Source organism: Streptomyces sp. BBFR25 (genome assembly GCF_044590125.1).
In the GTDB taxonomy this organism is placed as follows: Bacteria; Actinomycetota; Actinomycetes; order Streptomycetales; family Streptomycetaceae; genus Streptomyces; species Streptomyces canus_D.
Genome location: NZ_CP172447.1, coordinates 5,019,799 through 5,028,968, shown reverse-complemented (window position 1 = coordinate 5,028,968; position 9,170 = coordinate 5,019,799). Strand labels below are relative to the sequence as shown.

At 65.9% G+C, this 9,170-nt stretch carries 18 protein-coding genes; all 18 read right to left on the bottom strand.

Features of this window, described 5'->3' with window-relative positions; all coding sequences use genetic code 11:
• Nucleotides 1–102: 102 nt before the first annotated feature.
• The 18 genes from ACGH52_RS23100 to rpsS all read right to left on the bottom strand — a co-directional run bounded on the left by ACGH52_RS23100 (nt 103) and on the right by rpsS (nt 9,165).
• On the bottom strand, nt 103–756 hold the full coding sequence (locus ACGH52_RS23100) for an adenylate kinase (RefSeq protein WP_121716335.1): 654 nt from the start codon (nt 754–756) through the stop codon (nt 103–105).
• Entirely contained in the window at nt 756–2,069 is a 1,314-nt protein-coding gene (gene secY / locus ACGH52_RS23095; RefSeq protein WP_052839848.1) for a preprotein translocase subunit SecY, read from the bottom strand. The genes ACGH52_RS23100 and secY overlap by 1 nt, the downstream gene beginning before the upstream one ends.
• A gap of 256 nt (nt 2,070–2,325) precedes the next feature.
• Nucleotides 2,326–2,781, bottom strand: a complete 456-nt coding sequence (gene rplO, locus ACGH52_RS23090) for a 50S ribosomal protein L15 (protein ID WP_003974249.1) — start codon at nt 2,779–2,781, stop codon at nt 2,326–2,328.
• Nucleotides 2,782–2,783: 2 nt separating this feature from the next.
• On the bottom strand, nt 2,784–2,966 hold the full coding sequence (rpmD, locus tag ACGH52_RS23085) for a 50S ribosomal protein L30 (RefSeq protein ID WP_003974250.1): 183 nt from the start codon (nt 2,964–2,966) through the stop codon (nt 2,784–2,786).
• A 2-nt stretch (nt 2,967–2,968) separates the two neighbouring features.
• Nucleotides 2,969–3,574 (bottom strand): 30S ribosomal protein S5, encoded by a 606-nt coding sequence (rpsE, locus tag ACGH52_RS23080; protein WP_003974251.1) that lies wholly within the window; start codon nt 3,572–3,574, stop codon nt 2,969–2,971.
• A 43-nt stretch (nt 3,575–3,617) separates the two neighbouring features.
• Nucleotides 3,618–4,001 carry a 50S ribosomal protein L18 gene (gene rplR / locus ACGH52_RS23075; RefSeq protein ID WP_003974252.1) on the bottom strand — a complete coding sequence of 128 codons (384 nt, stop codon included), beginning with the start codon at nt 3,999–4,001 and terminating at the stop codon, nt 3,618–3,620.
• Between the two features lie 3 nt (nt 4,002–4,004).
• Nucleotides 4,005–4,544: a 50S ribosomal protein L6 gene (gene rplF / locus ACGH52_RS23070; RefSeq protein WP_030145478.1), complete on the bottom strand. Its 540-nt coding sequence runs from the start codon at nt 4,542–4,544 to the stop codon at nt 4,005–4,007.
• A gap of 24 nt (nt 4,545–4,568) precedes the next feature.
• The gene (rpsH, locus tag ACGH52_RS23065) at nt 4,569–4,967 is read right to left on the bottom strand and encodes a 30S ribosomal protein S8 (protein WP_026248232.1); all 399 of its coding nucleotides are present in this window, start codon (nt 4,965–4,967) and stop codon (nt 4,569–4,571) included.
• Between the two features lie 209 nt (nt 4,968–5,176).
• Nucleotides 5,177–5,362: a type Z 30S ribosomal protein S14 gene (locus ACGH52_RS23060; RefSeq protein WP_003948630.1), complete on the bottom strand. Its 186-nt coding sequence runs from the start codon at nt 5,360–5,362 to the stop codon at nt 5,177–5,179.
• A gap of 5 nt (nt 5,363–5,367) precedes the next feature.
• A complete protein-coding gene (gene rplE, locus ACGH52_RS23055; protein WP_003974255.1) occupies nt 5,368–5,925 on the bottom strand; it encodes a 50S ribosomal protein L5 in 558 nt (185 codons plus the stop codon).
• Nucleotides 5,925–6,248: a 50S ribosomal protein L24 gene (rplX, locus tag ACGH52_RS23050; protein WP_003992365.1), complete on the bottom strand. Its 324-nt coding sequence runs from the start codon at nt 6,246–6,248 to the stop codon at nt 5,925–5,927. The genes rplE and rplX overlap by 1 nt, the downstream gene beginning before the upstream one ends.
• Before the next feature lie 2 nt (nt 6,249–6,250).
• Nucleotides 6,251–6,619: a 50S ribosomal protein L14 gene (gene rplN, locus ACGH52_RS23045; RefSeq protein WP_003974257.1), complete on the bottom strand. Its 369-nt coding sequence runs from the start codon at nt 6,617–6,619 to the stop codon at nt 6,251–6,253.
• Between the two features lie 106 nt (nt 6,620–6,725).
• Nucleotides 6,726–7,013: a 30S ribosomal protein S17 gene (gene rpsQ / locus ACGH52_RS23040; RefSeq protein WP_210974119.1), complete on the bottom strand. Its 288-nt coding sequence runs from the start codon at nt 7,011–7,013 to the stop codon at nt 6,726–6,728.
• Nucleotides 7,013–7,237, bottom strand: a complete 225-nt coding sequence (gene rpmC, locus ACGH52_RS23035) for a 50S ribosomal protein L29 (protein ID WP_003974259.1) — start codon at nt 7,235–7,237, stop codon at nt 7,013–7,015. The genes rpsQ and rpmC overlap by 1 nt, the downstream gene beginning before the upstream one ends.
• The gene (gene rplP / locus ACGH52_RS23030) at nt 7,237–7,656 is read right to left on the bottom strand and encodes a 50S ribosomal protein L16 (protein ID WP_003974260.1); all 420 of its coding nucleotides are present in this window, start codon (nt 7,654–7,656) and stop codon (nt 7,237–7,239) included. Before rplP ends, rpmC begins: the two co-directional genes overlap by 1 nt.
• A gap of 5 nt (nt 7,657–7,661) precedes the next feature.
• Nucleotides 7,662–8,495 carry a 30S ribosomal protein S3 gene (gene rpsC / locus ACGH52_RS23025; protein WP_003974261.1) on the bottom strand — a complete coding sequence of 278 codons (834 nt, stop codon included), beginning with the start codon at nt 8,493–8,495 and terminating at the stop codon, nt 7,662–7,664.
• Nucleotides 8,495–8,842, bottom strand: coding sequence for a 50S ribosomal protein L22 (gene rplV, locus ACGH52_RS23020; protein ID WP_003974262.1), 348 nt, complete (start codon nt 8,840–8,842; stop codon nt 8,495–8,497). Before rplV ends, rpsC begins: the two co-directional genes overlap by 1 nt.
• A gap of 41 nt (nt 8,843–8,883) precedes the next feature.
• A complete protein-coding gene (rpsS, locus tag ACGH52_RS23015) occupies nt 8,884–9,165 on the bottom strand; it encodes a 30S ribosomal protein S19 (RefSeq protein WP_003974263.1) in 282 nt (93 codons plus the stop codon).
• Nucleotides 9,166–9,170 lie beyond the last annotated feature (5 nt).

Below are 9,170 nucleotides of genomic sequence, written 5' to 3'. Positions count from 1 at the left end.
GGGACGGGAACGCAATCCCACGATACGGGGCGGAGCCGCCCCGTCCCACAGCACAGCCGCGGCCCCCTGAGCGAGGAACCGCGGCTGCAGCCGGGCGGAGTACTACTGGTCGCGCTTGAGCGCCTCCAGCGCACGGCGGGTGACCTCGTCCACGGGGCCCGTCGCCGCGATGGTGGCGACCAGGCCCTGCGACTTGTAGTAGTCGATGATCGGCTCGGTCTGCGTGTGGTAGACCTCCAGCCGCTTGCGGACCGTCTCCTCGGAGTCGTCGTCCCGCTGGTACAGCTCGCCGCCGCAGACGTCGCAGACGCCTTCCTTCTTCGGCGGCGTGTACGTCACGTGGAAGACGTGCTTCGGCTCGTTGCGGCAGACGCGCCGGCCGGCGATCCGCTTGACAACCTCGTCCTCCGGGGCCTCCAGGTCCAACACCGCGTCGAGCTGCATGCCCTCGGTCTCGAGCAGCTCGTCCAGCGCCTCGGCCTGGGAGACGTTCCGCGGAAAGCCGTCCAGCAGGAAGCCGCCCTCGGCGTCGGGCTGCTCCATGCGGTCCTTCGCCATGGCGATCGTGACCTCGTCCGGCACGAGGTTGCCCGCGTTCATGTAGGACTTCGCGAGCTTGCCCAGTTCGGTCTGCTGGCTGATGTTCGCGCGGAACAGGTCGCCCGTGGAGATGTGCGGAATGTGCAGCGTCTCGGCAAGGCGGGTGGCCTGCGTTCCCTTTCCGGCACCCGGAGGCCCGACGAGGACGATTCGCATCAGCGGAGGAACCCTTCGTAATTGCGCTGCTGGAGCTGGCTCTCGATCTGCTTCACCGTCTCGAGACCGACACCCACGATGATCAGGATGCTGGTGCCACCGAACGGGAAGTTCTGGTTTGCCCCGAAACCAGCCAACGCCATTGTCGGGACGAGAGCGATCAGACCCAAGTACAGCGAACCCGGCCAGGTGATCCGGTTGAGTACGTAGCTCAGATACTCAGCGGTCGGTCGGCCAGCCCGGATGCCCGGGATGAAGCCACCATACTTCTTCATGTTGTCCGCGACTTCCTCGGGGTTGAACGAGATGGCCACGTAGAAGAAGGCGAAGAAGACGATCAGGAAGAAGTACAGGATGATGTGCGGCGTCGCCGCGGTGTCCGCGAGGTTCTTCGTGATCCAGGTGGCCCAGCCCGCCGTCGAGTTCGAGAACTGGACGATCAGTGCCGGGATGTAGAGCAGCGACGAGGCGAAGATGACGGGGATGACACCCGCCTGGTTCACCTTGAGCGGGATGTACGTCGAGGTACCGCCGTAGGAGCGGCGGCCGATCATGCGCTTCGCGTACTGCACGGGGATCCGGCGCTGGGCCTGCTCCACGAAGACCACGAGGCCGACCATGACCAGGCCGACGAGGATCACCGTGCCGAACTCGATCCAGCCGTCGGCCAGCTCGCCCTGCTTCTTGATGGCCCACAGGGCGGACGGGAAGGTCGCGGCGATCGAGATGAACATCAGGATCGACATGCCGTTGCCGATGCCGCGGTCGGTGATCAGCTCACCGAGCCACATGACGACGCAGGTACCGGCGGTCATGCAGATGACCATGACGATGGTGGTGAAGATCGCCTGGTCGGGCACGATCTGACCGGCGACGGTGCAGCCGGAGAAGAGGGCGCCGCTGCGGGCGGTGGCCACCAGGCCGGTGCCCTGGAGGATGGCGAGCGCCACGGTCAGGTAGCGGGTGTACTGAGTGATCTTCGCCGTACCGGCCTGGCCCTCCTTCTTGAGGGCTTCCAGGCGCGGGATCACGACGGTCAGCAGCTGCAGAATGATGCTCGCCGTGATGTACGGCATGATGCCGAGCGCGAAGACCGTGATCTGCAGCAGGGCGCCACCGCTGAACATGTTGACCAGGCCGAAGAGGCCCTGGTTGCCGGACGCCTGGTCCACGCACTCCTGGACGTTCTTGTAGTCGACGCCTGGAATGGGGATGTGGGTACCGAGGCGGTACACCACGATGATGCCGAGCGTGAAGAGCAGCTTCTTGCGCAGGTCGGGCGTCTTGAACGCCCGGGCGAACGCGGTGAGCACGGTGCCTCCTGCGACCCCCGCGCTACTGCGTCAAGGGTGACGGTCTTGAGGTTCGACTGACGACTGATAAGTGGACGGCTAAGGGAGTAACGCTGAACCGCCGCCAAGAGTGCCTCATGTGACGCACCCGTGAAAGAGGGCAGCGCAGGCCACCTTACCGGCGGGAGCACTCCCCTTGGAACGACCAACCGGGGATACCCCTTTTGTGGGGCATCCCCGGTCGGGATCGCTCATGTCATCGACACGTCCGAGTAGTTCAGACGAGCTCGGTGACGGTACCGCCGGCGGCGGTGATCTTCTCCTTGGCGGAGCCGGAGACGGCGTCGACCGTCACCTGCAGCGCCACGGAGATCTCGCCCTGGCCGAGGACCTTGACGAGGCTGTTCTTGCGAACGGCACCCTTGGCCACGAGGCCCTCGACGGTGACCTCGCCACCCTCGGGGTACAGCGCGGCCAGCTTGTCGAGGTTCACGACCTGGAACTCGGTCTTGAACGGGTTCTTGAAGCCCTTCAGCTTCGGAAGACGCATGTGGAGGGGCATCTGGCCACCCTCGAAGCGCTCCGGAACCTGGTAACGGGCCTTCGTACCCTTCGTACCACGACCGGCCGTCTTACCCTTCGACGCCTCACCACGACCCACACGGGTCTTGGCGGTCTTGGCGCCCGGGGCGGGACGGAGGTTGTGGATCTTGAGCGGGTTGTTCTCCGCCATGATCAGTCGACCTCCTCGACCGTCACGAGGTGGCGGACGGTGTGCACCATGCCGCGGAACTCGGGGCGGTCCTCCTTGACGACCTGCGTGTTGATCCCCTTGAGACCAAGGGAGCGCAGGGTGTCACGGTGGTTCTGCTTGCTGCCGATGTAGGACTTGACCTGCGTAATCTTGAGCTGCGCCATGATTACGCACCCGCCCCGGCACGCGCACGGAGAAGGGCCGCGGGGGCGACGTCCTCGAGCGGCAGACCACGGCGGGCCGCGATCTCCTCGGGACGCTGCAGCCCCTTGAGGGCCTCCACGGTCGCGTGCACGATGTTGATCTGGTTGTCGGAGCCGAGCGACTTCGACAGCACGTCGTGGATACCGGCGCACTCGAGCACGGCGCGCACCGGACCACCGGCGATCACGCCGGTACCGGGGGACGCGGGCTTGAGCAGCACGACGCCGGCAGCCTTCTCACCCTGGATGGGGTGCGGGATGGTGCCCTGGATGCGGGGGACCTTGAAGAAGTGCTTCTTGGCCTCCTCAACGCCCTTGGCGATGGCGGCCGGCACCTCCTTGGCCTTGCCGTATCCGACACCCACGGTGCCGTCACCGTCGCCCACCACGACCAGCGCGGTGAAGCTGAAGCGACGACCACCCTTCACAACCTTGGCGACGCGGTTGATCGCGACGACGCGCTCAACGTAAGCGGTCTTCTCGGCGGCACCTGCGCCACCGTCACGGCCCTTCCGGTCCCGCCGCTCGCCGCCACCGGCACCGCTCCCGCGGCGCTGGGGTCCAGCCATTGGAATTACCTCTCTCTGTTTCCGCTAGCGATACGGAACCGGCTCAGAACTTCAGTCCGGCTTCGCGGGCGGCGTCCGCCAGGGCTGCGATGCGCCCGGCGTACTGGTTGCCACCACGGTCGAACACGACGGCCTCGACACCGGCGGCCTTGGCGCGCTCGGCGACCAGGGCGCCGACCTGCTTGGCCTGCGCGGACTTGTCGGCCTCGCCACCACGGATCGAGGTGTCCAGGGTGGACGCCGACGCCAGGGTGTGACCCTTGATGTCGTCGATCACCTGGGCCACGATGTGGCGGTTCGAACGGGTAACGACCAGACGGGGACGCTCCGCCGTACCCGAGAGATTCTTGCGAATCCGGATGTGGCGGCGCTTGATCGCGGCGCGCTTGTAGGCGTCGCCCTTGAGGATCTTCTGTCCGTATGCCATGGCTTACTTACCCGCCTTTCCGACCTTGCGGCGGATGACTTCGCCCTCGTACTTGACGCCCTTGGCCTTGTACGGGTCGGGCTTGCGCAGCTTGCGGATGTTGGCCGCAACCTCGCCGACCTTCTGCTTGTCGATGCCCTCCACCGAGAAGTGGGTCGGGTTCTCCACCTTGAAGGTGATTCCCTCGGGGGCCTCGACGAGGATCGGGTGGCTGTAGCCGAGGGAGAACTCCAGGTTCGAACCCTTGGCGAGCACGCGGTAACCGACACCGCTGATCTCGAGCTTCTTCACGTAACCCTGGGTCACGCCGGTGATCATGTTCGCCACCAGCGTGCGGGACAGGCCGTGCAGGGCCTTGCTCTGACGCTCGTCGTTGGGGCGGGTGACGTTCAGCACGCCGTCCTCACCCTTGGCGATGTCGATCGGCGCCACGACGGTGTGGGTCAGCGTGCCCTTGGGGCCCTTGACCGAGACCGTACGGCCGTCGATGGTGACGTCCACGCCGGCGGGAACCGCGATGGGGAGCTTGCCGATGCGCGACATAGCTGTTTCCTCCGTTCCCTTCCGTTACCAGACGTAGGCGAGGACTTCTCCGCCTACGCCCTTCTTGCCGGCCTGCTTGTCGGTGAGGAGCCCGTGGGACGTGGAGATGATCGCCACGCCGAGGCCACCCAGCACCTTGGGCAGGTTGGTGGACTTCGCGTACACCCGGAGACCGGGCTTGGAGATCCGCTTGATGCCCGCGATGGAGCGCTCACGGTTCGGGCCGAACTTCAGCTCGAGGACGAGGTTCTTGCCGACCTCGGCGTCCTCGGTCTTCCAGCCCGTGATGAAGCCCTCCTGCTGGAGGATCTCCGCGATGTGAGACTTGATCTTGGACGCCGGCATCGTCACAGAGTCGTGGTACGCCGAGTTCGCGTTCCGCAGACGCGTAAGCATGTCTGCGATCGGATCAGTCATGGTCATGAATTGGCCTTCGGCCTCTCTCGCCGGGGTTTCCTGGTGCGCCATCCCTCTCCCCGATCCGAGACGGGACGGGTGCGGCGCGGTGGACCTACGGCGTAGTAAGTCGTACGGGCGGCAGACGCCCAACCCCGCAAGCCTACGGCATGCGAGGGCGGGCTTCTGCCGACCCAGTTGCTTACCGAGAGTCTGAATAACCCGGGATTACCGGATTACCAGGAGCTCTTGGTCACGCCCGGCAGCTCGCCACGGTGAGCCATCTCACGAAGGCACACGCGGCACAGGCCGAACTTGCGGTAGACGGAGTGCGGACGGCCGCAGCGCTGGCAGCGCGTGTAGCCGCGGACACCGAACTTGGGCTTGCGAGCAGCCTTGGCAATCAGAGCCTTCTTCGCCATCTCGCTCACGCCTCCTTGAAGGGGAAGCCGAGGTGACGGAGGAGCGCGCGGCCCTCAGCGTCGTTGGTCGCCGTGGTCACCACGGTGATGTCCATACCCCGGGTGCGGTCGATCTTGTCCTGGTCGATCTCGTGGAACATGACCTGCTCGGTGAGACCGAAGGTGTAGTTGCCACGGCCGTCGAACTGCTTGGGGGACAGACCACGGAAGTCGCGGATGCGCGGCAGCGCGAGCGACAGGGTGCGGTCCAGGAACTCCCACATGCGGTCGCCACGGAGCGTGACGTGGGCACCGATCGGCTGGCCCTCACGCAGCTTGAACTGCGCGATGGACTTGCGGGCCTTGGTGACGGCCGGCTTCTGACCGGTGATGGTGGTCAGGTCGCGGATCGCGCCCTCGATCAGCTTCGAGTCACGGGCGGCGTCGCCGACACCCATGTTGACCACGATCTTGACGAGGCCGGGGATCTGCATGACGTTCTCGTAGGAGAACTCCTCACGCAGCTTGCCCGCGATCTCCTCGCGGTACTTCGTCTTGAGACGCGGAGTGGTGGTGGTCGCCATCAGATGTCCTCACCCGTCCGCTTGGCAACGCGGATCTTGTTGCCCTCGTCGTCGAAGCGGTAACCGACGCGCGTGACGACCTTGTTGCCGTCCTTCTCCACGACCAGCTGGACGTTGGAGACGTGGATCGGCGCCTCGGTGGTCACGATGCCGCCGGCCTGCGAACCGCGAGCGGTCGGACCGGCCTTGGTGTGCTTCTTGACCCGGTTGACACCCTCGACCAGGACGCGGTCCTCGCGGGGGAAGGCCGCGATGACCTTGCCCTGCTTGCCCTTGTCCTTACCGGTGATGACCTGGACCAGGTCGCCCTTCTTGATCTTCATGCTCACAGCACCTCCGGCGCGAGGGAGATGATCTTCATGAACTTCTTCTCGCGCAGCTCACGGCCGACCGGGCCGAAGATACGGGTGCCGCGAGGGTCGCCGTCGTTCTTCAGAATGACGGCGGCGTTCTCGTCGAAGCGGATGTACGAGCCGTCCGGACGGCGGCGCTCCTTGACGGTGCGAACGATGACCGCCTTGACGACGTCACCCTTCTTCACGTTGCCACCGGGGATCGCGTCCTTGACGGTGGCGACGATGACGTCACCGATACCCGCGTAGCGGCGACCGGAGCCACCGAGCACACGGATGGTGAGGATTTCCTTCGCACCCGTGTTGTCGGCGACGCGCAGTCGCGACTCCTGCTGGATCACGTCTATCTCCTGATTGTCTGCCGGTTCCCCGGGAGCCGATCACTGGGTGACCGGCTCCCGGAGCCTGGCGGAACTGTCCTGTGGGGGATGCCCCGCAGGAGATTTCTTACTTGGCCTTCTCGAGGACCTCGACGACGCGCCAGCGCTTCGTCGCGGACAGCGGCCGGGTCTCCATGAGGAGGACGCGGTCGCCGACACCCGCGGCGTTCTGCTCGTCGTGAGCCTTGAGCTTGTTGGTACGGCGGATGACCTTGCCGTACAGCGCGTGGGTCACGCGGTCCTCGACGGCGACGACGACGGTCTTGTCCATCTTGTCGCTGACGACCAGACCCTGACGGGTCTTGCGGAAGCCGCGGCCGGCCTTCGTCTCTTCAGTCACGTTGTTCTCGCTCATCAGGCGCTCTCCACCGTCTCGATGCCCAGCTCGCGCTCACGCATCAGGGTGTAGATCCGCGCGATGTCCTTGCGGACGGCCTTCAGCCGACCGTGGTTCTCGAGCTGACCCGTCGCCGCCTGGAAGCGGAGGTTGAACAGCTCTTCCTTGGCCTCGCGGAGCTTCGCGAGAAGCTCCTCGTTGCCCAGCTCGCGCAGCTCGGACGCCTTGGTACCGGCCGACATCACGCTTCACCTGCCTCGCGCTTGACGATCCGGCACTTCATCGGCAGCTTGTGGGCCGCACGAGTCAGCGCCTCACGGGCGATCTTCTCGTTGGGGTAGGACAGCTCGAACATGACCCGACCCGGGTGCACGTTCGCGATCCACCACTCCGGAGAACCCTTACCGGAACCCATGCGGGTCTCGGCCGGCTTCTTCGTGAGCGGGCGGTCCGGGTAGATGTTGATCCAGACCTTGCCGCCACGCTTGATGTGGCGGGTCATCGCGATACGGGCCGCCTCGATCTGGCGGTTGGTCACGTACGCCGGCGTGAGGGCCTGGATGCCGTACTCGCCGAACGCAACCTGCGTACCGCCCTTGGCCATGCCGCGGCGCTTGGGGTGGTGCTGCTTGCGGTGCTTGACCCTACGGGGGATCAGCATGACGGTCAGGCCTCCGTTCCGGTGCTCTCAGCCGGAGCGGCAGCGGCGGGCGCCTCGGCCTTGGGGGCCTCGGCGGCCGGAGCCGACTGCTGCTGCGGCTTGCGCCCGCGACGCTCGCCACCGCGGCCACCACGGGCCGGGCGGTCGTTGCCGCCACCGCGGGCCGGGCGGTTGCCCGCACGCGCGGCGGCGTTCTCGGCGCGGACCTCGGCGATGTTCTTGACGTCGCCCTTGTAGATCCAGACCTTCACACCGATGCGGCCGAAGGTCGTCTTGGCCTCGAAGAAGCCGTAGTCCACGTTCGCGCGGAGCGTGTGCAGGGGCACACGGCCCTCGCGGTAGAACTCCGAGCGGGACATCTCGGCGCCACCGAGGCGGCCACCGCACTGGATCTTGATGCCCTTGGCGCCGGCCTTCATCGTGCCCTGCATGCTCTTGCGCATGGCGCGACGGAAGGAGACGCGGGAGGAGAGCTGCTCGGCGACGGCCTGGGCAACCAGCTGAGCGTCGGTCTCGGGGCTCTTGACCTCGAGGATGTTCAGCTGGACCTGCTTGCCGGTGAGCTTCTCGAGCTGACCGCGGATCTTGTCGGCCTCCGCACCGCGGCGGCCGATGACGATGCCCGGACGAGCCGTGTGGATGTCCACGCGGACGCGGTCACGGGTGCGCTCGATCTCGACCTTGGAGATGCCGGCGCGCTCCATGCCGGACGTCAGCATCCGACGGATGGCGACGTCTTCCTTGACGTAGTCCTTGTACAGCTTGTCGGCGTACCAACGCGACTTGAAGTCGGTGGTGATGCCGAGCCGGAACCCGTGCGGGTTTACCTTCTGGCCCATTACCGGGTTCCTTCCTTGCTGCTGACGACCACGGTGATGTGGCTGGTCCGCTTGCGGATCCGGTAGGCGCGGCCCTGGGCACGCGGCCGGAACCGCTTCAGGGTCGGGCCCTCGTCGACGTAGGCCTCGGAAATGAAGAGGCTGTCGGCGTCGGTGTGGTCGTAGTTGTGCGCGGCATTGGCGATGGCGCTGTCCAGCACCTTGCCGACCGGCACGCTCGCGGCCTGCGGGGCGAAACGCAGGACCGCCTGAGCCTCCGTGGCATCCATGCCACGGATGAGGTCCACCACGCGGCGGGCCTTCATGGGCGTGACGCGGATGTACCGCGCCTGGGCCCTGGCTTCCATGGTTGTCCCTTCAGTGTTTGTCATGGTCATTCCACCCCGCGTTAGCGGCGCTTCGACTTCCGGTCGTCCTTGACGTGACCCCGGAAGGTGCGCGTCGGCGAGAACTCGCCGAGCTTGTGGCCGACCATGGACTCGGTGACAAACACCGGGATGTGGGTCTTGCCGTTGTGCACCGCGATCGTGTGGCCGAGCATCGCCGGGACGATCATCGAGCGACGGGACCAGGTCTTGATGACGTTCTTGGTACCGGCTTCGTTCTGCGTGTCCACCTTCTTGATCAGGTGGTCGTCGACGAAGGGTCCCTTCTTCAAGCTACGAGGCATCTCAA

Coding starts and splice junctions, on each gene's coding strand:
- rpsC (WP_003974261.1), bottom strand. CDS start 8,495: ATGGGCCAGAAGGTAAACCCGCACGGGTTCCGGCTCGGCATCACCACC.
- rpsE (WP_003974251.1), bottom strand. CDS start 3,574: ATGGCTGGACCCCAGCGCCGCGGGAGCGGTGCCGGTGGCGGCGAGCGG.
- rplV (WP_003974262.1), bottom strand. CDS start 8,842: ATGGAAGCCAGGGCCCAGGCGCGGTACATCCGCGTCACGCCCATGAAG.
- ACGH52_RS23100 (WP_121716335.1), bottom strand. CDS start 756: ATGCGAATCGTCCTCGTCGGGCCTCCGGGTGCCGGAAAGGGAACGCAG.
- rpmD (WP_003974250.1), bottom strand. CDS start 2,966: ATGGCGCAGCTCAAGATTACGCAGGTCAAGTCCTACATCGGCAGCAAG.
- ACGH52_RS23060 (WP_003948630.1), bottom strand. CDS start 5,362: ATGGCGAAGAAGGCTCTGATTGCCAAGGCTGCTCGCAAGCCCAAGTTC.
- rplF (WP_030145478.1), bottom strand. CDS start 4,544: ATGTCGCGCATCGGCAAGCTCCCCATCGCGGTTCCCGCCGGCGTGGAC.
- rplP (WP_003974260.1), bottom strand. CDS start 7,656: ATGCTGATCCCCCGTAGGGTCAAGCACCGCAAGCAGCACCACCCCAAG.
- rplX (WP_003992365.1), bottom strand. CDS start 6,248: ATGAAGATCAAGAAGGGCGACCTGGTCCAGGTCATCACCGGTAAGGAC.
- rpsQ (WP_210974119.1), bottom strand. CDS start 7,013: ATGAGCGAGAACAACGTGACTGAAGAGACGAAGGCCGGCCGCGGCTTC.
- rpsS (WP_003974263.1), bottom strand. CDS start 9,165: ATGCCTCGTAGCTTGAAGAAGGGACCCTTCGTCGACGACCACCTGATC.
- rpmC (WP_003974259.1), bottom strand. CDS start 7,237: ATGTCGGCCGGTACCAAGGCGTCCGAGCTGCGCGAGCTGGGCAACGAG.
- rplR (WP_003974252.1), bottom strand. CDS start 4,001: ATGGCATACGGACAGAAGATCCTCAAGGGCGACGCCTACAAGCGCGCC.
- rpsH (WP_026248232.1), bottom strand. CDS start 4,967: ATGACCATGACTGATCCGATCGCAGACATGCTTACGCGTCTGCGGAAC.
- rplE (WP_003974255.1), bottom strand. CDS start 5,925: ATGGCGACCACCACCACTCCGCGTCTCAAGACGAAGTACCGCGAGGAG.
- rplO (WP_003974249.1), bottom strand. CDS start 2,781: ATGGCGGAGAACAACCCGCTCAAGATCCACAACCTCCGTCCCGCCCCG.